Raw genomic sequence first — 19,678 nt, 5'->3', positions numbered from 1 at the left:
ACGTCTTGTGCTTGAATGAAGCTGTCCTTCGAACCTCCAGGAGAACCGAATGAGCTCTAGCAGCCTGGTCGCTTCCCCCACCCTCGGACTGCCCATCGCCCGGATGCGCAGCGTGTTCAGTGCCGATGCGGTCGAACGCAAGCTCGAACAGCTTCAGGCGAGCGGCAACGAGCGCGAACACGAAGGCCTGCGCAACACCTACCAGCGCATGCTCGAACGGGGTCCCCAGCGTTTTGCCGTCAAGCCTTCGGGCGTGCCCGACATGGCGCCGCTGTACGACCTGCTGCCCAACTTCACCGAGGTGCTCGACGACGTCAAGCGCCATGTGGCCCTGAGCCAGGACAGCCACGACAGCCTGGAAGTCACCCCCATCCTGCTGCTCGGCCCGCCGGGCGTCGGCAAGACCCACTTCGCCAGGCAGATCGCCGACCTGCTGGGCACCGGCATGAGCCTGGTGCCCATGAGCAGCATGACCGCCGGCTGGCTGCTGTCGGGTTCGTCCTCGCAATGGAAGGGTGCCAAGCCCGGCAAGGTGTTCGAAGCGCTGGTGGATGGCCAATACGCCAACCCGGTGATCGTGGTCGACGAGATCGACAAGGCGGCGGCCGACGCGCAGTACGACCCGCTCGGTGCGCTCTACGGCCTGCTGGAGCACGACACGGCGCAGAACTTCATCGACGAGTTCGCGGAGGTGCCGATCGACGCCAGCCAGGTGATCTGGGTCACCACCGCCAACGACGAGCGCAGCATCCCCGACCCCATCCTCAACCGGATGAACGTGTTTGAGATCCAGCCGCCCTCACCCGATGCGGCTCGCCGCATCGCCGCCCACCTCTACGACAGCATCCGGGGCGAACACGACTGGGGCAAGCGCTTCGACCCGGAGCCGGCCGACGATGTGCTGGACTTGCTCGCCACCCTGGCGCCGCGGGAGATGCGTCGGGCGCTGGTCACGGCCTTTGGCAACGCCCGCCTGGCGGACCGGTTCAGCGTGGAAGCAGGGGACCTGCCCAAGGTGGGCAGCGGCAAGACAAGGATCGGTTTCCTGCAGTGAGCGCTCTGGCCCTCAGGCGGCCGGAGGCACCCAGTTTCGGGCCGCCGCGTACACCGCGTTGGGGTACTCGGCGCGGCCACGGCTGCCGTTGTAGCGCCCCAGCGCCATGAAGGTGTCGCCACGCTCGCGGTCCAGGTAGTGGCGCAGGATCACGCAGCCGAAGCGGATGTTGGTCTGCATGTGAAACAGCTTGCCCGGGTCGCCGTCGCCGATCAGGCGCGACCAGAACGGCATGATCTGCATGTAGCCCCGGGCGCCCACGCGGGAGATGGCAAATTTGCGGAACGCGCTCTCGACCTGGATCAGCCCCATCACCATGGTCGTGTCCAGCCCGGCGCGACGGGTCTCGTACCAGACGGTCTGCAGGAACTCGATGCGGGTCTGGAAATCCGGCTTGCGCTTCTTGAGGCGCTCGCTCATCGCGCCCATCCAGCGCAAATAGGCCAGCCGCTTCTCGGTGTCGGTGAACTCGGGCACCGGCGGCGCGCTGTTGGCGATGGCCGAACTGAGCGCCGTGCGCACCGAATCGGCCAGCGGCTCTTCCACCTGACCGCCCGCGTGCACCAGACCTGCGCCGAGCCATCCGGCCGAGCCCAGTGCTGCCGCACGCAGCAGGCACTGGCGGCGATCCAACGAGGACATGGCTGCGGTCATCGAGCAACCTTCCGTGCTGCGCACTGCAGGGCTGAACGCCTTCGGAGCGGCCGTTCGGCGTTCACGCGCCCAGTCGACCCTTGACGAAGGCCAGGGCTTCGGCGGCCGGCACCTTGGTCGCAGCGGCATCGCGGCGGTGCTGGTACTCGACCATGCCCTCCTTGAGACCCCGATCGCCGATGGTCACGCGGTGCGGCACGCCGATCAGCTCCCAGTCCGCGAACATCGCGCCCGGGCGCTCGCCGCGGTCGTCCAGGATCACGTCCACGCCCGCGGCCAGCAGGCTTGCGTAGAGCTCGTCCGCCGCGGCTTTCACAGCTTCGCTGCGGTCGGCACCGACCGGGCAGACGACCACCGTGAACGGTGCGATGGCGTCGGGCCAGACGATGCCGCGCTCATCGTGGTTCTGCTCGATGGCCGCCGCCGGCAGGCGCGTGATGCCGATGCCGTAGCACCCCATCTCGAAATGCTTGGGCTTGCCATCGGTGTCCAGGAAGGTCGCGTTCATGGCCTTGCTGTACTTGGTGCCCAGATAGAACACGTGGCCCACCTCAATGCCGCGCTCGATCGCCAGCGCCCCCTTGCCGTCGGGCGACGGATCGCCTTCAACGACGTTGCGCAGATCCGCCACCAGGTCGGGCTCGGGCAGATCGCGGCCCCAGTTCACGCCCGTGGTGTGGAAATCCGGCTCGTTGGAACCGCAGATCCAGTCGGCCATCACCGCCACCTCGCGGTCGGCCACGATCTTGAGCGGCTGCTTCAGACCGACCGGCCCCAGGTACCCGGGCTTGCAGCCGAAATGCGCGTCGATCTCGGGGATGCTTGCGAAGCGGAAGCCCTTGTCCAGACCCGGCACCTTGCTCACCTTGACCTCGTTCATGTCGTGGTCGCCGCGCAGCAGCAGCAGCCAGACCTGGCTCCTGACGATTTCCCCGGCCTCATTGAGCTCGTCGGTCGCCAGCACCAGCGACTTGACCGTGGTGGCCAGCGGCACGCCCAGGTACTCGGCCACATCGGCGCAGGTGCTCTTGCCCGGCGTGGGCGTCTTCACCATCGGGTTGGCCGGTGCCGGGCGCGGACCCGCGGGCGCCAGCGCCTCGGCCTTCTCCATGTTGGCCGCGTAGTCGCTGGCTGGGCAGTACACGATGGCGTCTTCGCCTGTGGCCGCGATCACCTGGAATTCTTCGCTCAGATCCCCGCCGATGGCACCGCTGTCGGCCGCCACTGCGCGGTACTTCAGGCCGAATCGGTCGAAGATGCGGCGATAGGCCGCCGCCATGACCTGGTAGCTGGCCTTGGCGCCGGCCTCGTCACGATCAAAGGAATAGGCGTCCTTCATGATGAACTCGCGCCCGCGCATCAGGCCAAAACGCGGCCGGCGCTCGTCGCGGAACTTGGTCTGGATCTGGTACAGGTTCTTGGGCAGCTGCTTGTAGCTGCGCAGCTCTTGGCGCGCCACGTCGGTCACCACCTCTTCGCTGGTCGGCTGAATGATGTAGTCGCGCTCATGCCGGTCCTTGATGCGCAGCAGCTCCGGCCCCATCTTCTCGAACCGGCCGGTCTCCTGCCAGAGCTCGGCCGGCTGCACCACCGGCATGGTCATTTCCACCGCGCCGGCGCGGTTCATCTCCTCGCGCACGATGGCTTCCACCTTCTGGATCACGCGCAACCCCATGGGCATGTAGTTGTAGATGCCGGCGCCGAGCTTGCGGATCATGCCGGAACGGGTCATGAGCTGGTGGCTCACCACCTCGGCATCGGCGGGGGCTTCTTTCAGGGTGGTGATGAGGAACTGGGAAGCTTTCATGGGCGAACCACCACAAAGGTGGAAAAGGCATGGGGACAGGTCGGAATGGGGCTGGAGAGCAGCGGCTCCGTCGGTCGGTGTTTACCCGGCGTTGGGCCGATGCCGCATCGCAATTGGTACGCAATTTGTCATGCGCGATGCATAATCCAGACAGTTCAAAAAATTTGGGGTTGATTATGCTTGACAGAGAAGGCTTCAGGCCCAATGTCGGCATCATTCTGCTCAACCAGAGAAACCAGGTGTTCTGGGGCAAGCGCATTCGCTCCCACTCCTGGCAGTTCCCGCAGGGCGGCATTGACCGGGGTGAAACCCCCGAGCAGGCCATGTACCGGGAACTGCACGAAGAGGTGGGGCTCAAGCCCGAACACGTCTGCATCGTCGCCCGCACGCGGGACTGGTTGCGCTACGAAGTGCCAGACCGGTTCATCCGCAGAGATGCACGTGGTCACTACAAGGGTCAGAAGCAGATCTGGTATCTGCTGCGCCTTGTCGCGCAGGACTGGAACCTGAACCTGCGCGCCACCGATCATCCGGAGTTCGATGCCTGGCGTTGGCACGACTATTGGGTACCGCTGGATGTGGTGGTCGAGTTCAAGCGCGGTGTATATGAAATGGCGCTGACCGAGCTGGCCCGTTACCTGCCCAAAAACGACCACCGCAACCGCTACCTGCGCGCTGGTGGTCGCCCTCAGCGGTCAGCCGCAGATCAGGTCCCCCATGTCATGCCTCGCCTGTGCCCGGGCGGGATGGAACTGCCCCCGGGCGCCAGCTTCGACCCCGACCCTCAGGCCCAACCCCGCCCCAGCCTGGACTGAACCGACCCCCTGGGCCGAATCCCCTGCTCAGGTGCGCGTGAGCACCAGGTTGTCCCGGTGGATCATCTCGGGCTCGGCGGCGTAGCCCAGCAGGCGCTCAAAATCTGCCGACGACCTGCGGCAGATCAGGCGCGCTTCCGGGCTGGCGTAGTTCGCAAGGCCGCGCGCGATTTCTGCCCCGTCCGGCCCCCGCACAGCGATCACGTCGCCGCGCGAGAACTCCCCCTCGACGCCGGTCATGCCGATGGGCAGCAGGCTCTTGCCTTCTCCCACGATCTTTTCGACCGCCCCGGCATCGACCACCACCGCACCCCGCATCTGCAAGTGGTCGGCCATCCACTGCTTGCGCGCCTGCTGCTTCGCGGTCTGGGCCACCAGACAGGTGCCGATGGCCTCACCATCACAAAGGCGCTGCAGCACGCGCGGCTCACGCCCCCACGCGATCACGGTGGACGCACCCGAACCGGCGGCACGTTTGGCCGCCAGGATCTTGGTGATCATGCCGCCCTTGCCAATGCCAGAACCCGCGCCACCGGCCATGGCCTCCAGTTGCGGGTCACCTGCGCGCGCCACATGCACAAAGGCCGCCGAAGGATCACGGCGCGGATCTGCGGTGTACAACCCTTTCTGGTCCGTCAGGATGATCAATACATCCGCCTCAACCAGATTGGCCACCAGGGCGCCCAGCGTGTCGTTGTCACCGAACTTGATCTCGTCGTTGACAACGGTGTCGTTTTCGTTGATCACTGGAACCACACCAAGCTGCAGCAAGGTCAGCAGCGTGGACCGTGCGTTGAGGTAGCGCTCGCGATCAGCCAGATCCGCGTGTGTCAGCAGCACCTGCGCACTGCCGACGCCACACTCGCGCAGCTTGGTCTCATACATCTGGACCAGCCCCATTTGCCCGACGGCTGCCGCAGCCTGCAGTTCGTTGATTTCTTTCGGACGGCTCGTCCAGCCCAGCCGCTTCATGCCCTCGGCCACGGCGCCGCTGCTGACCATGATCAGCTCACGCCCGTCTTGAACAAGGGCTGCCAGTTGCTGACTCCAGTGGCCGATGGCCGCCTCGTCCAACCCCCGCCCTTCATTGGTGACCAGACTGGAGCCCACTTTGACGACAATGCGTCGCGCAGACCTCACCACCGAAGGAATACCGCTCAGGTCGTTGATAGGAGCGGTCGCTGGGCTTCCCACATCTGCCATGGTCGTATAGGAGTTTCGTCAATCGGGTTGTTGATCACTGCCTGCGAAGCGCGGGTCCACCACAGCAGGTGCCTGCGCGTCTTCATGAACCTTGGCAATGTGAGCATAGATCTTCTGCACCAGCAGTTCGCAGCCTTCGCGGGTGAGCGCTGAAATCTCGAACACCGGCCCCTTGTGCTTGAGTCTCTTGACGATGTCTTTCACCCGTGATTCCCGCTCTTCGGCCGGGACCATGTCCAGCTTGTTGAGCACCAGCCATCTAGGCTTGGCGTACAGCTCCGGATCGAACTTCTTGAGCTCGGCCGCAATGGCCTTGGCCTGCTGCACGGGATCCACGGTGTCGTCGAACGGAGCCACGTCCACAAGATGCAGCAACAGCCGGGTGCGCTGCAGGTGACGAAGGAACTGATGCCCCAGACCTGCTCCTTCCGAGGCCCCCTCGATCAGACCCGGCACATCGGCCACCACAAAGCTCTTCTCAGGCCCCACACGCACCACACCCAAGTTGGGGTGCAGCGTGGTGAAAGGGTAGTCCGCGATCTTCGGGCGCGCGTTGGAAATGGCCGCAATCAGTGTCGACTTGCCCGCGTTGGGCATGCCCAGCAGACCGACATCCGCCAGAACCTTGAGCTCCAGCTTGAGCGTGCGGCGCTCCCCAGGCCACCCGGGCGTCTTTTGCCGGGGCGCCCGGTTGGTGGAACTCTTGTAATGCATGTTGCCAAAGCCGCCATCACCTCCTTTGGCAATGGTGATCTGCTCGCCCGGCTGGAGCAACTCGAACAGCACTTCACCCGTCTCGGCATCGGAAATGATAGTTCCCACTGGCATCTTGAGGACGATGTCATCCCCCTTGACGCCAAACATGTCGGACCCCTTGCCGTGCTCGCCTCGCTGTGCCTCAAAACGGCGCGTGTAACGGAAATCCACCAGCGTGTTCAGACTGGCATCTGCAAGAGCGTAGACATGGCCGCCACGGCCGCCGTCCCCACCGTCCGGACCACCGAACTCCTTGTACTTCTCATGCCGGAACGACGCGCAGCCGTTGCCGCCATCGCCTGCAGCAACATCGATCGTGGCTTCGTCCACAAACTTCATGATCAGCGCTTCCGAAAAATCAAACAAAAAAGGCCCGCGAACGGCGGGCCTTTCCACGGGATGCTGCCATCCAGCCAGTGGCCCGAGAGGGCCACCGCATCACACCGGCGTGATGCTCACGGTATGGCGGTTCAGTGCACCCTTGGTGGCGAAGGTCACATGCCCGTCCACAGTCGCAAACAGAGTATGGTCCTTGCCCACACCGACGTTGGTACCGGGATGGAACTTGGTACCGCGCTGGCGCACGATGATGGAACCAGCCGACACCAACTCACCACCGAATGCCTTCACGCCAAGCATCTTTGGCTTAGAATCGCGCCCGTTTCGCGTAGAGCCGCCGCCTTTTTTCTGTGCCATTTCAAACTACTCCTCAGGCAGCGATCGCAGCGATCTGCAGCTCGGTGAAATTTTGACGATGACCCTGGCGCTTCTGGTAGTGCTTACGACGACGCATCTTGAAAATGCGCACTTTGTCGTGCCGACCATGAGCCACCACGGTGGCCTTGACTGTCGCGCCAGAGACCAGGGGAGTGCCAACCTTGAGTTCGCTGCCATTGCCGACAGCAAGAACCTGGTCGATCACGATTTCCTGGCCCACTTCCGCAGCAATCTGTTCTACTTTAATTTTTTCGCCGGCAGCAACGCGATATTGCTTGCCACCGGTTTTTATGACCGCGTACATAGGAACCTCATAAAGTTGTTGCCAGCAGGGATTTGCCTGGCACTCGGCAGACGAACCTCCGCCGAACCGCGAATTATAGCACCCTCGCACCTTCTGACAGGAAGAAGTACGATCCCCTCAAACGAGCACCCTGAAGATCGCAACACGGACACGGCATGCCGATCAGGCACACCTTGCTCGGTTCCTATAATCCGCGCACTTCATTCAGCCGAACCGCGGTAGCCGATCTTGACACCAGCCAGCCCTTCCAACGACTCGCCTCTCGACCTGATACGGCTGGACATGCGGGCCGTTGATCTGGTGATCAATGAACGCCTCACCTCCGAGGTCCCCCTGGTCAAGGAAGTATCCCAGTACATCATCTCTGCGGGCGGCAAGCGGCTGCGCCCCGCCCTGCTTCTGCTCGTCAGCGGGGCATTGGGGAGCGACCATCCACACCGTCACACGCTTGCCGCTGTGGTTGAGTTCATCCACACTGCAACCCTTTTGCATGACGATGTGGTTGACGAGTCCACGCTGCGAAGAGGTCGCGCCACTGCCAATGAACGGTTCGGAAATGCGCCCAGCGTACTTGTGGGAGACTTCTTGTACTCCCGCGCATTCCAGATGATGGTAGACGTGAACAACATGCGGGTCATGCAAGTGCTGTCCGATGCAACCAACGTCATTGCCGAAGGGGAAGTACAGCAACTGGTCAACATGCACGACCCCTCCCTCGACGAGGCAGCCTACCTGCGCGTCATCCGGTCAAAGACCGCGAAGCTGTTTGAAGCAAGCGCCCGACTGGCTCCGATCCTTGCAGGAGCACCTACCGAGGTGGAAAGCGCATGCGCCGTTTACGGCCAGGCACTGGGGACCGCGTTCCAGGTGATCGACGATGTCCTGGATTACGAAGGAGACGCCCAAGAGCTGGGCAAGAACCTGGGCGATGACCTGCGCGAAGGAAAAGTGACGCTGCCCATCATTTGTGCACTCAAAAAGGCGTCGCCCGAACAGCATCAACTCCTGCAAGCCGCCATCATTGAAGGCGACGTGGAGCATATGGACGCCATCCAGAACATCATTCGCGAAACAGGCGCCCTTGAGGCAGCCCGATTGAGCGCCATGAAAGAGGCCCGTCGAGCCATGGAGGCCGCCCGAACGCTTCCTGACAATCCGTACCGCTCGGCTTTGCTACAATTGGCGGCTGACTTGTTGGAGCGACGCTCCTGAAAGACAAAAAACAGCGCAGATCGGTTCGCACCAGATCGCGCGCTTCGGCGGGGTGTAGCTTAGCCTGGTAGAGCGCTACGTTCGGGACGTAGAGGCCGGAGGTTCGAATCCTCTCACCCCGACCATCGTTTTTTGTCTGCCCGCCCCGGTTTCCACCGGCTTCGTGGGCATCAATCGACACCTCCATACAACGTACGGCCTGTGCGCAGGTACGATTTCGACACAGTTTGGGTGAATTGTGTCTTCCAAGTCATTGATTTACGATAGATTACGCGGTTATGGCATCTGTCGAAACAGCCCCTCAAGATACACCTTCCATGGCTCTGCCCGGCTTGGGTAGGGCGCTGGTGAGCGCAGGAAAGCTGGGACAAAAGGCCGCCGAAGATCTGTACAAGAAGGCTCAAAGCGGGCGCACCAGTTTCATCGCAGAACTGACCGGTTCCGGGGCCGTTTCTGCTTCCGATCTCGCTCATACGATGTCCACGGCGTTCGCAGCGCCCCTGCTGGATCTTGATGCGATCGACCTACAGAGACTACCCAAAGGCCTGCTCGACCCCAAGATCTGCAGCGACTACCGCATTGTTGTCCTGAGCAAACGCAACAACAGGTTGATGGTCGCTACGGCCGATCCGGCCGATCAACAAGCGGCAGAGAAGATCAAGTTTGCGACCCAACTGGGTGTGGACTGGGTCATCGCCGAGTACGACAAGCTCAGCAAACTCATTGAAGCGCAATCCACCACAGCCAATGAGGCGATGGACCAGATTGTCGGTGGAGAGTTCGAGTTCGACGAATTTGCAGCCGAAGCTGTCACGACGGAAGCCGACAAGACCACATCCTCGGAAGTTGATGACGCGCCAGTGGTCAAGTTCTTGCACAAGATGCTGCTGGACGCATTCAATATGCGGGCGTCTGACCTCCACTTCGAGCCGTACGAGCACAACTACCGGGTGCGTTTTCGCATCGACGGTGAGTTGCGCGAAATCGCCTCACCGCCCGTTGCGATCAAGGACAAGCTCGCTTCCCGTATCAAGGTGATCTCCAGAATGGACATCTCCGAGAAGCGAGTTCCGCAGGATGGCCGCATGAAGCTCAAGGTGGGGCCTGAGCGGGTGATCGACTTCCGTGTCAGCACGTTGCCGACGCTGTTCGGTGAAAAGATCGTGATACGTATTCTCGACCCCAGCAGTGCCAAGGTTGGCATTGATGCCCTTGGGTACGAGCCGGAGGAGAAGGAGCGTCTGCTCAGCGCGATTTCACGCCCATACGGCATGGTGCTCGTCACTGGTCCGACGGGCTCGGGCAAGACAGTTTCGCTTTACACCTGCCTGAATTTGTTGAACAAGCCTGGCATCAATATTTCCACGGCGGAAGACCCGTCGGAAATCAACCTACCAGGAGTCAACCAGGTCAACGTCAATGAAAAGGCGGGGCTGACGTTTGCCGCCGCGCTCAAGGCGTTCCTGCGACAAGATCCGGACGTCATCATGGTCGGCGAAATCCGCGATCTCGAAACGGCGGACATCTCGATCAAGGCTGCCCAGACAGGCCACATGGTCCTGTCGACACTACACACCAACGACGCCCCCACCACCCTCACGCGGATGATGAACATGGGCATTCCCACGTTCAACATTGCTTCCAGCGTGATTCTCATCACCGCCCAGCGACTTGCAAGACGCTTGTGCCCCAATTGCAAGGCGCCGCTGGACGTTCCCCGCAAAGCCTTGCTGGACGCCGGGTACAAGGCGGAAGAACTGGACGGGAGTTGGACTCCGTACAAGCCGGTGGGCTGCTCGTCCTGCAACAACGGCTACAAAGGCCGTGTCGGCATCTATCAGGTGATGCCCATTTCGGAGGAAATCCAGCGAATCATCCTCAAGGGTGGCAGCGCTCTGGACATTGCCCAACAGGCGTCGCGTGAAGGGGTCAGAACCTTGCGTGAGTCCGGGCTCCTCAAGGTCAAGCAGGGTGTGACATCGCTGGACGAAGTGCTCAGCGTCACAAACGAGTAATCGCCATCCGGACCGGGAAACGAGGAACACATGGCTACTGCAGCATCAAAAGGCACCCAGGATTTCGTGTTCGAGTGGGAGGGAAAGGATCGCAACGGAAAAGCGGTTCGGGGCGAGACACGGGCGATTGGAGAAAACCAAGTGCTGGCTGCCATGCGACGCCAAGGCATCGTGGTCACCAAGGTCAAGAAGCGCCGGATGCGTTCGGGCAAGCGGATCAAGCCCAAGGACATCGCCATCTTCACGCGGCAGTTGGCAACCATGATGAAAGCAGGCGTCCCCCTCCTGCAGGCTTTCGACATCGTCGGACGTGGCAACCCCAATCCGAGCCTCTCCAAACTGCTCAACGACATCCGGTCCGACGTCGAAACCGGTACATCCCTCAGCGCAGCCTTCCGCAAGTATCCTCTGTACTTTGACAGCCTGTACTGCAATCTCGTCGAAGCGGGGGAAGCGGCCGGCATCTTGGAAGAGTTGCTGGACCGCCTGGCGACCTACATGGAGAAAACGGAGGCACTGAAGTCGAAGATCAAGTCGGCCCTCATGTACCCGGTCGCGGTGATCATCGTGGCGTTCGTGGTGGTGGCGGTGATCATGATCTTCGTGATTCCGTCCTTCAAACAGGTGTTCACCTCGTTCGGTGCCGATCTGCCTGGCCCCACACTGTTCGTGATTGCGATGAGCGAGTTCTTCACCGAATACTGGTGGTTGATCTTCGGCGGCATCTTCGGCGTCTCGTACTTCTTCATGCAGGCTTGGAAGCGCAATGAAAAAGTGCAAATGTTCATGGACCGACTACTGTTGAAAATACCCATCTTTGGGGCATTGGTGGAGAAGTCGGTAATCGCACGATGGACCCGCACACTGGCCACCATGTTTGCGGCTGGTGTACCGTTGGTCGAGGCACTGGACTCTGTCGGTGGCGCATCGGGCAACTCGGTTTTCTCCAAAGCCACCGAGCGCATCCAGCAGGAGGTATCGACCGGCACCAGCCTGACCAATGCCATGACCAATGCCAACATCTTCCCTTCCATGGTGCTGCAGATGTGTGCCATCGGTGAAGAATCCGGCTCCATCGACCACATGCTGGGCAAGGCCGCGGACTTCTACGAGGCCGAAGTGGACGACATGGTCGCTGGGCTGTCCAGCCTGATGGAACCCATCATCATCGTGGTGCTCGGTACGGTGATCGGTGGCATTGTGGTGTCGATGTACCTGCCAATCTTCAAGCTGGGCCAGGTCGTTTGATCAGCATGGTCAACCTGCTGGACGCTGCACTTCTGGGCGTTCTGGGGCTGCTGGTCGGCAGCTTCCTCAATGTGGTCATCCACCGACTGCCCAAGATGATGGAGTTGCGGTGGGCCGCCGAATGTGCAGAACTGCAAGGCACAGCAACAGACACTGATGCTTCGGCCCCCTACAACCTCATGGTGCCTCGCTCTGCCTGCCCGCATTGCGGACACCAGATCCGGTGGTTTGAAAATGTTCCGGTGGTCAGCTATCTTGCCCTTGGAGGCAAATGCGCCGGCTGCAAAGCGCCCATCAGTCTCCGCTACCCGACAGTGGAGCTCGTTGCGAGCGCTCTGTTCGCCTGGTGCGGCTGGACATGGGGGCTGGGTTGGGAGGCGTTGGTCTGGAGCGGGTTCGCCGCAAGCCTCGTGACACTGACCTGCATCGACTGGGACACCACGCTACTGCCCGACGACATCACTTTGCCGCTGCTTTGGGCAGGCTTGTGTGCGTCGGCGCTTGGACTCACTGGCGTGGCGCTGGCCGAAGCGCTGTGGGGCGCTGTCGGGGGCTATCTGTCACTTTGGCTGGTGTATTGGGGATTCAAGCTGGCGACGGGCAAGGAAGGCATGGGCTACGGCGATTTCAAGCTCTTCGCCGCGCTGGGAGCATGGTTCGGCTGGCAGGCACTCGTGCCGATCATCCTCATGGCATCGGTCATCGGTGCCATCGTTGGCATTGGCATCAAGATGTTTTCCCAACTGCGCGAAGGAGGCTATGTTCCGTTTGGCCCCTTCCTGGCCCTGGCCGGACTCACTTCGCTGTTCTTCGGGCCCCGCGCCATTCTGGCCGCGATTGGCCTCTGAACTGCCCGCCAGCCATGCGTCGCGTGGGCCTGACAGGAGGCATCGGCAGCGGAAAGAGCACCGTGGCCAAGATCCTGCAAACGTGCGGAGCCACCGTTCTGGACGCTGACCACATTGCGCGCATGTGCACCCAAGCCGGCGGTGCAGCCATACCGGACATACGGCACCATTTCGGCGAGACCTTCGTCTCCGCCGACGGCGCTATGGACCGCGACAGGATGAGGACACACGTGTTCGCAAACCCGCAAGCCAAACAGCTGCTGGAGTCGATCATCCATCCACGGGTCCATGAGGAGCTGGAGCGGCTGTTGCAAACAAGCCCTGCTGATTGCGTGGTGTTTGATGTGCCCCTGCTCGTCGAATCGGACCGCTGGCGCCCTCAACTGGATACAGTGCTCGTGGTGGACTGTGAGCACGAAACCCAGATCGCCCGGGTCATGGCTCGCAACGGTTGGCCTCGCCAGCAGGTCGAGAGCGTCATCGCCCAGCAAAGCCAGCGCGCCAAACGACTGGCCAGCGCTGACGGCGTGCTCTGGAACGATGGAATCGATCTACCGGCGCTGCAAGCCTTGGTCCTGGGAATGGCTCGCCGGTTGGGACTATGATGAACAAGCCCATGACTGAACCTCTGCGCCCTTTGACGCTGTGATCCTGTACGAATACCCCTTCAACGAGCGCGTCCGGACTTACCTCCGACTGGAGCATCTGTTCACACGGCTGTCCGAGCTTGTGACTCGCTCTGACGCGCTGGATCACCACTTCGCCATTCAGACCATCTTCGAGATCATGGATGTGGCCGCCCGTGCGGACATGAAGTCAGATGTCCTCAAAGACATTGACCGGCACCGCATCCAGCTCAACGGCTACCGCGGCAACCCTGCCATCTCCGAACGGGTGCTTGACGAAGTCATTGGCCAGCTGGACGCCAGTTTTTCGGAACTCAGCGGTGCAACCGGCAAAACCGGCCAGTCCCTGACCGACAACGACTGGCTGATGGCCATTCGGAGCCGCATCGGCATTCCGGGCGGTACCTGCGAGTTTGACTTGCCCGGTTACTTCCACTGGCAGCACCAGTCAGCGTCGCTGCGCCAAGCAGACCTTCAGCGCTGGGTACAGCCCCTGGCACCGCTGGCTGAAGCCATCATGTTGCTGCTGAAGATGATGCGGGACTCCGGGTCCCCTCACAAAGTGGTGGCTCCCGGCGGCCAGTTCCAGCAAAACCTTCCCCAAGGCCGTACCTACCAGTTGCTGCGCCTTGCCATAGATCCGCGCCTTGGGCTGATCCCAGAGATCAGTGGCAACCGCCTGATGCTGTCGGTCCGATTGCTGCGCTTGGGAGTGGATGAACGCCTGCATCCCGCCGGGGAGGATGCGTCTTTCGAGCTCACGCTCTGCTCCTGAACGCCTTCATGAGCCAGGTACCCAAACAGGTGACATGCCCGACCTGCGGAAGTGCAAGCCTGTACGCCGCCACCAACCCCTACCGACCTTTCTGCAGCGAACGCTGCAAGCAGATGGATCTGGGCGCCTGGGCGAGCGAACAGTTCAAAGTGCCCGAGCAGGCGTCCGATCGCGAGCCTGGCTTCGAAGAACACTGAGTCGTTTCAGCAGGCAGGCGGAGCAGCGGCAGCCTCTTCTTCGGCCAGCCAGGCGAGCACCGGCACCGTCCCCGGCAGCACAGGCTCGCAGCTCACCGGCAACCGCTCCCAGCGATGGCTCTGACCCTCATGCATGTGCAGGTCCCCGGACCACTCGTAGACCTTGCAGAAGTTCAGGCGGACCAGCGCGTGGGGATAGTCGACCAGTGATCGCCGCCAGGCCATGGCCGGGCCAATGGTGACGCCGATCTCCTCCTGCAGCTCCCGTCGCAAGGCCTGCTCCACGCTTTCACCGACCTCCAGCTTGCCGCCCGGGAACTCCCAATAACCAGCGTAGACCTTGCCAGGTGGTCGGGATGTCAGGAGATAGCGGCCCTCTGCATCGACGAGGATGCCGACCGCAACCTCCGTGACCGGGCGCTGCGCGCCCTCGGTGGTGCCGCCGCCATCGACCACCAGCACCGCGGTCTGCCTCATGGCTGCGAACGATGAGAGCCCGCGTAGTCGCGGGCAAACTGGTAGGCCACGCGTCCGCTGCGCGAACCGCGTTCGAGCGCCCAGACCAGGGCCTGCGGTCGCGCCGCTTCGATCTCGGCTGCAGGCACATCAAACGACGCCAGCCACTGGGCCACGATACTCAAGTACTCGTCCTGGCTGAACGGGTAGAAGCTGACCCATAGCCCGAAGCGCTCAGACAGAGAGATCTTTTCCTCCACCACCTCGCCGGGATGCACCTCGCCATCGGCGGTATGGGTGTACGTGAGGTTCTCCTTCATGTACTCCGGCAGGAGGTGCCGTCGATTACTGGTCGCGCAGATCAGGACGTTCTGCCCTGCCGCCGACACCGAACCATCGAGGATGGATTTGAGGGCCTTGTACCCCGCCTCGCCGTCCTCGAAACTCAGGTCATCGCAGAAGACCAGGAAGCGCTCGGGTCTGTCGGCCACCACATCCACGATGTCGGGGAGGTCCACCAGATCGGCCTTGTCCACCTCGATCAGCCTCAAACCCTGCGGCGCATACTCGTTCAGGCAAGCCTTGATCAGAGACGATTTGCCGGTACCACGCGCGCCCGTCAACAACACGTTGTTGGCGGGCAAACCTTGCACGAACTGCTCGGTGTTGCGCTGGATCTTTTCCTTCTGCCCGTCGATTTCCTGCAGGTCGGACAGACGCATCTGGGCCACCTGGCGCACCGGCTCCAGGACGCCATGACCGCTGCTGCGTTTGCGGTAGCGAAATGCGATGGAGGCGTTCCAGTCGGGAGCACCCAACGGCTGGGGCAGCACCGACTCGATGCGGGAGATCAGCTGTTCGGCTCTTTGCAGGAGCCGTTCGAATTGCTCGTTCATGCCCAGCGACCTTGGGTCAGGACCGGTAGTCGGCGTTGATGGTCACGTAGTCGTGGCTGAAGTCGCAGGTCCAGACCGTCTCGGTGGCGCTTCCGCGCCCCAGCCCGATGCGCACCAGGATCTCGGCTGCCTTCATGACGCGCTGCCCGTCTTCTTCGCGGTAGTCGGGGTTGCGACCACCCGCCTTGACGACATGCACATCCCCCAGATGCAATTCAATCTTGGACGCATCTAGGTCGGCGATGCCGGCGTAACCGACGGCGGCAAGAATCCGGCCCAGGTTGGGGTCGCTGGCAAAAAAAGCTGTCTTGACCAGCGGCGAGTGGGCCACGGCGTAGGCCGCCTTCAGGCATTCGTCGCTGCTGGCCCCGCCTTCCACCCGCACCGTGATGAACTTGGTGGCGCCTTCGCCGTCGCGCACGATGGCGTGGGCCAGGAACTGGGCCACTTCTGTCATGGCCGCCAGCAGGGCCCGGCCGTCGGCGCTGGCCAGGTCGGTCACGACCGGATTGCCAGCCTTGCCCGTGGCCACCACAACAAAGGAGTCGTTGGTCGATGTGTCACCGTCCACTGTGACGCGGTTGAAGGAACCGTCGGCCAGCCGTTTGGCCAGGGCCGGCATCAAGGCGGGCGCCACCGCCGCATCGGTGGCCACATAACCCAGCATGGTCGCCATGTTCGGGCGGATCATGCCCGCCCCTTTGGCGATGCCACTCACGGTCACGGTCTGGCCCCCCACCGTCGCCTGGCGGCTGATCGCCTTGGGAAGCGTGTCGGTGGTCATGATCCCCTCGGCCGCCTTGAGCCATTGCGCACCTGTGGCACCGGCGGCACTGCCGGCATCTGACAGAGCGGCAGGCAGTCCGACGAGCAGCCGCTCCAGTGGCAGGGGCTCCATGATCACGCCGGTCGAAAAAGGCAGCACCTGCTCGTGCTGCACACCCAGGGCCAGCGCCAGTGCATTCGTGGTCTGACGGGCGTTCTGCAAACCCGGCTCACCCGTGCCGGCATTGGCGTTGCCCGTGTTGATCACCATGGCCCGGATACCCAGGCCCGCAGCGAGATGGTCCCGGCACACCTGCACGGGCGCAGCCGCGTAGCGGTTCTGCGTGAACACAGCCCCGACGACACTGCCCTCATCCAGCAGAAAAACGGTCAGGTCCTTGCGGTTCGCTTTGCGAATGCCAGCTTCGGCCACGCCGATGCGAACACCCGCGACGGGCAGCAGGTCCTGGGCTTGGGGGGCAATGTAGTTCACAGCCATGGCATCAGATTCCGGTCAAAAGGGCATCAAGTCAGTGCGCCGTGGCAGTGCTTGTACTTCTTGCCGCTGCCGCAGGGGCAGGGGTCGTTGCGCCCCACACGCGGCACCTCGGCCACCGCAGTCGCGGGGTCGACAACGCTCTCGGCTTCGCCGGTTTCGGTCGGCGCGGTGTAGGTCACGTTGGCAATCTGTTCGGCGCTGGCCTCCATCTGCTCGGTGGCTTCAGAGATCTGCTCGGCCGACTGCACGCGCACGTTCATCAGGATGCGGGTCACGTCGTTCTTCACACTGTCGAGCAACTGGCCAAACAGCTGGAAGGCCTCCCTCTTGTACTCCTGCTTGGGCTGCTTCTGGGCGTAGCCCCGCAGGTGGATGCCCTGCCGCAGGTAGTCGAGTGCGGACAGGTGGTCCCGCCACTGGCTGTCGATGGTCTGCAGGAGCACCATGCGCTCGAACTGGGTGAAATTTTCATCGCCGACCAGTGCCACCTTGTCTTCGAACACTTGCTTGGCAGCCTTCTGAACACGCTCGACGATGTCGTCGACCTCGACCGCCTCGGACTCAGACACCCAGCTGGCAACCGGCAGATCCACCGACCACTCTTCGCGCAGCACACGCTCGAGGCCGGGCAGATCCCATTGCTCCTCCACGCTGCCTTCGGGCACGAACTGGTGCACCAGATCCGTCATGCAACCCTCGCGCAATGCGTCGATCTGGGCCCGCAGGCTCTGTGCGTCCAGGATGTCGTTGCGCTGCTGGTAGATCACCTTGCGCTGGTCGTTCGACACATCGTCGTATTCCAGCAGCTGCTTGCGGATATCGAAGTTGCGGGCCTCGACCTTGCGCTGGGCACTTTCGATGCTGCGTGTGACGATGCCGGCCTCAATGGCCTCGCCCTCTGGCATCTTCAGCCGGTCCATGATCGCCCGTACCTTCTCGCCTGCAAAGATCCGCATCAGCGAGTCGTCCAGGCTCAGGTAGAAACGGGACGAACCCGGGTCGCCCTGACGGCCCGATCGGCCCCGCAGCTGGTTGTCAATGCGGCGGCTTTCATGGCGTTCGGTCGCGATGATGCGCAGGCCGCCGAGCGACTTCACCTTCTCGTGGTCCAACTGCCACTGATCACGAAGCGCCTGCACGCGCTGCGCCTTGCTGGCGTCGTCCAGCGACTCGTCGGCATCAACCGCCGCGACCATCTTTTCCAGGTTGCCACCGAGCACGATGTCGGTGCCGCGGCCAGCCATGTTGGTAGCAATGGTGATGGCGCCCGGGCGCCCCGCCTGCACGATGATGTCCGCTTCTCGGGCGTGCTGCTTGGCATTGAGCACCTCGTGCGGCAGCTTTTCGGCGGTGAGCAGACCGGAGATGATCTCCGAGTTCTCGATCGAGGACGTGCCCACCAGCACCGGCTGCCCACGCTCGTGGCACTCGCGGATGTCCTGGATCGCCGCAACGTACTTTTCCTTGGTGGTCTTGTACACACGGTCGAGCTGATCGACGCGCTGGCTGGGGCGGTTCGGCGGGATCACCACGGTCTCCAGACCGTAAATTTCCTGGAATTCGTAGGCCTCCGTGTCGGCGGTACCGGTCATGCCCGACAGCTTGCCGTACAGACGGAAGTAGTTCTGAAAGGTGATCGAAGCCAGCGTCTGGTTCTCGGGCTGGATCGCGACGCCTTCCTTGGCCTCCACCGCCTGGTGCAGTCCGTCGCTCCAGCGGCGACCGGACATCAGCCGGCCGGTGAACTCGTCCACGATGACGATCTCGCCGTTCTGCACCACATAGTGCTGGTCGCGGTGGTAGAGGTGATGAGCCTTGAGCGACGTCACCAGGTGGTGCATCAACGCGATGTTCGCAGGGTCGTACAGCGAAGCGCCCTCTGGCAACAGACCCGCCTGGCTGAGCAGGCGCTCGGCATTTTCGTGCCCCTGTTCGGTCATGTGGATGGAGTGTGCTTTCTCGTCCACCGTGAAGTCACCCGGCTTGATCACGCCTTCGCCGGTGCGGGGATCGGCCTCGCCTTCCTGGCGGGTCAGGTGCGGCACCAATTGCTTGATGGCGGTATAGACCGGCGTCTGATCCTCGGCCTGGCCACTGATGATCAGCGGCGTACGGGCTTCGTCGATCAGGATCGAGTCCACCTCGTCGACGATCGCAAAATTCAGTCCCCGCTGCACGCGGTCCTTGGCCTCGTGCACCATGTTGTCGCGCAAGTAGTCAAAGCCGTACTCATTGTTGGTGCCGTAGGTGATGTCGGCGCCGTACGCGGCTTGCTTTTCCTCGCGCGGTGCCTGGGGCAGGTTGATGCCGACCGACAGCCCGAGAAAGTTGTACAGCCGCCCCATCCACTGGGCATCGCGGCTCGCCAGGTAATCGTTCACGGTCACGACGTGAACGCCTTTGCCAGACAGCGCATTGAGGTAGACCGGCAGCGTGGCGGTCAGTGTCTTGCCTTCACCGGTTCGCATCTCGGCGATTTTCCCGGAGTGCAGCGCAATACCACCAACCAGTTGCACATCGAAGTGACGCATCTTCATCACGCGCTTGCTTGCCTCGCGCACCACAGCGAATGCCTCGGGAAGGATCGCATCGAGGGTGGCGCCGTCGGCCAGGCGGCGCTTGAACACCTCCGTCTGCGCTGTCAACTCGTCGTCGCTGAGCTTCTCGAATTGAGGCTCCAGACTGTTGATGCGTTCCACCGTTTTGCGGTAGGTCTTGAGCAGACGGTCGTTGCGGCTACCGAACAGTTTGGTGAGGAAATTTGTGGCCATAAGTGCGGACCGGCAGCAGGCATGGAAATGCCAGGCAGGCGAAATGATCGAACAACTCCT

At 62.3% G+C, this 19,678-nt stretch carries 19 protein-coding genes and 1 tRNA gene; 10 read left to right on the top strand and 10 right to left on the bottom strand.

Going from position 1 to position 19,678, the window contains the following annotated elements; all coding sequences use genetic code 11:
• Positions 1–49: 49 nt before the first annotated feature.
• Positions 50–1,054 (top strand): AAA family ATPase, encoded by a 1,005-nt coding sequence (locus HPS01S_RS06875; protein ID WP_066152988.1) that lies wholly within the window; start codon positions 50–52, stop codon positions 1,052–1,054.
• A 12-nt stretch (positions 1,055–1,066) separates the two neighbouring features.
• Here the strand turns inward: HPS01S_RS06875 and HPS01S_RS06870 are convergent, their stop codons facing one another.
• Entirely contained in the window at positions 1,067–1,696 is a 630-nt protein-coding gene (locus HPS01S_RS06870) for a lytic transglycosylase domain-containing protein (RefSeq protein WP_306292804.1), read from the bottom strand.
• Between the two features lie 73 nt (positions 1,697–1,769).
• A complete protein-coding gene (locus tag HPS01S_RS06865) occupies positions 1,770–3,515 on the bottom strand; it encodes a proline--tRNA ligase (protein ID WP_066152981.1) in 1,746 nt (581 codons plus the stop codon).
• 176 nt (positions 3,516–3,691) lie between these two features.
• On the opposite strand from HPS01S_RS06865, the gene HPS01S_RS06860 reads away from it, so the two are divergent.
• A complete protein-coding gene (locus tag HPS01S_RS06860) occupies positions 3,692–4,330 on the top strand; it encodes an RNA pyrophosphohydrolase (protein WP_066152978.1) in 639 nt (212 codons plus the stop codon).
• A 27-nt stretch (positions 4,331–4,357) separates the two neighbouring features.
• Here HPS01S_RS06860 and proB read toward each other — a convergent pair whose 3' ends face one another.
• The 4 genes from proB to rplU all read right to left on the bottom strand — a co-directional run bounded on the left by proB (position 4,358) and on the right by rplU (position 7,310).
• The gene (gene proB / locus HPS01S_RS06855; protein ID WP_066152970.1) at positions 4,358–5,533 is read right to left on the bottom strand and encodes a glutamate 5-kinase; all 1,176 of its coding nucleotides are present in this window, start codon (positions 5,531–5,533) and stop codon (positions 4,358–4,360) included.
• A gap of 18 nt (positions 5,534–5,551) precedes the next feature.
• Complete coding sequence (gene cgtA, locus HPS01S_RS06850) at positions 5,552–6,628, bottom strand: Obg family GTPase CgtA (RefSeq protein ID WP_066153420.1); 1,077 nt, start codon at positions 6,626–6,628, stop codon at positions 5,552–5,554.
• Between the two features lie 99 nt (positions 6,629–6,727).
• Positions 6,728–6,985, bottom strand: a complete 258-nt coding sequence (gene rpmA, locus HPS01S_RS06845) for a 50S ribosomal protein L27 (protein ID WP_066152967.1) — start codon at positions 6,983–6,985, stop codon at positions 6,728–6,730.
• A gap of 13 nt (positions 6,986–6,998) precedes the next feature.
• Positions 6,999–7,310: a 50S ribosomal protein L21 gene (gene rplU, locus HPS01S_RS06840; RefSeq protein WP_066152961.1), complete on the bottom strand. Its 312-nt coding sequence runs from the start codon at positions 7,308–7,310 to the stop codon at positions 6,999–7,001.
• Between the two features lie 282 nt (positions 7,311–7,592).
• On the opposite strand from rplU, the gene HPS01S_RS06835 reads away from it, so the two are divergent.
• From HPS01S_RS06835 to HPS01S_RS06800, 8 genes are all read left to right on the top strand, one after another.
• Positions 7,593–8,522, top strand: a complete 930-nt coding sequence (locus HPS01S_RS06835) for a polyprenyl synthetase family protein (protein WP_066152960.1) — start codon at positions 7,593–7,595, stop codon at positions 8,520–8,522.
• A gap of 48 nt (positions 8,523–8,570) precedes the next feature.
• Positions 8,571–8,647: transfer RNA gene (locus HPS01S_RS06830), tRNA-Pro, on the top strand.
• Between the two features lie 153 nt (positions 8,648–8,800).
• On the top strand, positions 8,801–10,537 hold the full coding sequence (gene pilB, locus HPS01S_RS06825; protein ID WP_066152957.1) for a type IV-A pilus assembly ATPase PilB: 1,737 nt from the start codon (positions 8,801–8,803) through the stop codon (positions 10,535–10,537).
• Positions 10,538–10,567: 30 nt separating this feature from the next.
• On the top strand, positions 10,568–11,785 hold the full coding sequence (locus HPS01S_RS06820; RefSeq protein ID WP_066152952.1) for a type II secretion system F family protein: 1,218 nt from the start codon (positions 10,568–10,570) through the stop codon (positions 11,783–11,785).
• Positions 11,786–11,790: 5 nt separating this feature from the next.
• Positions 11,791–12,633, top strand: a complete 843-nt coding sequence (locus HPS01S_RS06815; RefSeq protein ID WP_066152946.1) for a prepilin peptidase — start codon at positions 11,791–11,793, stop codon at positions 12,631–12,633.
• Between the two features lie 14 nt (positions 12,634–12,647).
• Positions 12,648–13,238 (top strand): dephospho-CoA kinase, encoded by a 591-nt coding sequence (gene coaE / locus HPS01S_RS06810; RefSeq protein WP_066152942.1) that lies wholly within the window; start codon positions 12,648–12,650, stop codon positions 13,236–13,238.
• A gap of 40 nt (positions 13,239–13,278) precedes the next feature.
• The gene (gene zapD / locus HPS01S_RS06805) at positions 13,279–14,034 is read left to right on the top strand and encodes a cell division protein ZapD (RefSeq protein ID WP_066152938.1); all 756 of its coding nucleotides are present in this window, start codon (positions 13,279–13,281) and stop codon (positions 14,032–14,034) included.
• Between the two features lie 8 nt (positions 14,035–14,042).
• Positions 14,043–14,231: a DNA gyrase inhibitor YacG gene (locus HPS01S_RS06800; RefSeq protein ID WP_066152933.1), complete on the top strand. Its 189-nt coding sequence runs from the start codon at positions 14,043–14,045 to the stop codon at positions 14,229–14,231.
• Positions 14,232–14,237: 6 nt separating this feature from the next.
• On the opposite strand, the gene HPS01S_RS06795 is transcribed toward HPS01S_RS06800, so the two are convergent.
• Genes HPS01S_RS06795 through secA form a run of 4 tightly spaced genes read right to left on the bottom strand, consistent with a single transcriptional unit; the run spans position 14,238 to position 19,618 of the window.
• Positions 14,238–14,708, bottom strand: coding sequence for an NUDIX domain-containing protein (locus HPS01S_RS06795; RefSeq protein ID WP_066152930.1), 471 nt, complete (start codon positions 14,706–14,708; stop codon positions 14,238–14,240).
• Positions 14,705–15,583 carry an ATP-binding protein gene (locus tag HPS01S_RS06790; protein ID WP_066152927.1) on the bottom strand — a complete coding sequence of 293 codons (879 nt, stop codon included), beginning with the start codon at positions 15,581–15,583 and terminating at the stop codon, positions 14,705–14,707. Before HPS01S_RS06790 ends, HPS01S_RS06795 begins: the two co-directional genes overlap by 4 nt.
• Before the next feature lie 16 nt (positions 15,584–15,599).
• Complete coding sequence (gene argJ / locus HPS01S_RS06785) at positions 15,600–16,847, bottom strand: bifunctional glutamate N-acetyltransferase/amino-acid acetyltransferase ArgJ (protein WP_066152924.1); 1,248 nt, start codon at positions 16,845–16,847, stop codon at positions 15,600–15,602.
• A 26-nt stretch (positions 16,848–16,873) separates the two neighbouring features.
• A complete protein-coding gene (secA, locus tag HPS01S_RS06780; protein WP_066152919.1) occupies positions 16,874–19,618 on the bottom strand; it encodes a preprotein translocase subunit SecA in 2,745 nt (914 codons plus the stop codon).
• Positions 19,619–19,678 lie beyond the last annotated feature (60 nt).

It is taken from the genome of Hydrogenophaga pseudoflava NBRC 102511, from assembly GCF_001592285.1.
GTDB classification, from domain to species: Bacteria; Pseudomonadota; Gammaproteobacteria; order Burkholderiales; family Burkholderiaceae_C; genus Hydrogenophaga; species Hydrogenophaga pseudoflava.
Note: the sequence above shows the minus strand (reverse complement) of the source record. Positions and strands in the feature narration are given on the sequence as shown.

Bases quoted from the DNA above. Each gene is read 5' to 3' on its own strand.
- pilB (WP_066152957.1), top strand. From the start codon at position 8,801: ATGGCATCTGTCGAAACAGCCCCTCAAGATACACCTTCCATGGCTCTG.
- coaE (WP_066152942.1), top strand. From the start codon at position 12,648: ATGCGTCGCGTGGGCCTGACAGGAGGCATCGGCAGCGGAAAGAGCACC.
- HPS01S_RS06795 (WP_066152930.1), bottom strand. From the start codon at position 14,708: ATGAGGCAGACCGCGGTGCTGGTGGTCGATGGCGGCGGCACCACCGAG.
- HPS01S_RS06790 (WP_066152927.1), bottom strand. From the start codon at position 15,583: ATGAACGAGCAATTCGAACGGCTCCTGCAAAGAGCCGAACAGCTGATC.
- HPS01S_RS06865 (WP_066152981.1), bottom strand. From the start codon at position 3,515: ATGAAAGCTTCCCAGTTCCTCATCACCACCCTGAAAGAAGCCCCCGCC.
- HPS01S_RS06820 (WP_066152952.1), top strand. From the start codon at position 10,568: ATGGCTACTGCAGCATCAAAAGGCACCCAGGATTTCGTGTTCGAGTGG.
- HPS01S_RS06870 (WP_306292804.1), bottom strand. From the start codon at position 1,696: ATGTCCTCGTTGGATCGCCGCCAGTGCCTGCTGCGTGCGGCAGCACTG.
- HPS01S_RS06835 (WP_066152960.1), top strand. From the start codon at position 7,593: ATGCGGGCCGTTGATCTGGTGATCAATGAACGCCTCACCTCCGAGGTC.
- argJ (WP_066152924.1), bottom strand. From the start codon at position 16,847: ATGGCTGTGAACTACATTGCCCCCCAAGCCCAGGACCTGCTGCCCGTC.
- secA (WP_066152919.1), bottom strand. From the start codon at position 19,618: ATGGCCACAAATTTCCTCACCAAACTGTTCGGTAGCCGCAACGACCGT.
- HPS01S_RS06815 (WP_066152946.1), top strand. From the start codon at position 11,791: ATGGTCAACCTGCTGGACGCTGCACTTCTGGGCGTTCTGGGGCTGCTG.
- HPS01S_RS06800 (WP_066152933.1), top strand. From the start codon at position 14,043: ATGAGCCAGGTACCCAAACAGGTGACATGCCCGACCTGCGGAAGTGCA.
- rplU (WP_066152961.1), bottom strand. From the start codon at position 7,310: ATGTACGCGGTCATAAAAACCGGTGGCAAGCAATATCGCGTTGCTGCC.
- HPS01S_RS06875 (WP_066152988.1), top strand. From the start codon at position 50: ATGAGCTCTAGCAGCCTGGTCGCTTCCCCCACCCTCGGACTGCCCATC.
- proB (WP_066152970.1), bottom strand. From the start codon at position 5,533: ATGGCAGATGTGGGAAGCCCAGCGACCGCTCCTATCAACGACCTGAGC.
- HPS01S_RS06860 (WP_066152978.1), top strand. From the start codon at position 3,692: ATGCTTGACAGAGAAGGCTTCAGGCCCAATGTCGGCATCATTCTGCTC.
- rpmA (WP_066152967.1), bottom strand. From the start codon at position 6,985: ATGGCACAGAAAAAAGGCGGCGGCTCTACGCGAAACGGGCGCGATTCT.
- cgtA (WP_066153420.1), bottom strand. From the start codon at position 6,628: ATGAAGTTTGTGGACGAAGCCACGATCGATGTTGCTGCAGGCGATGGC.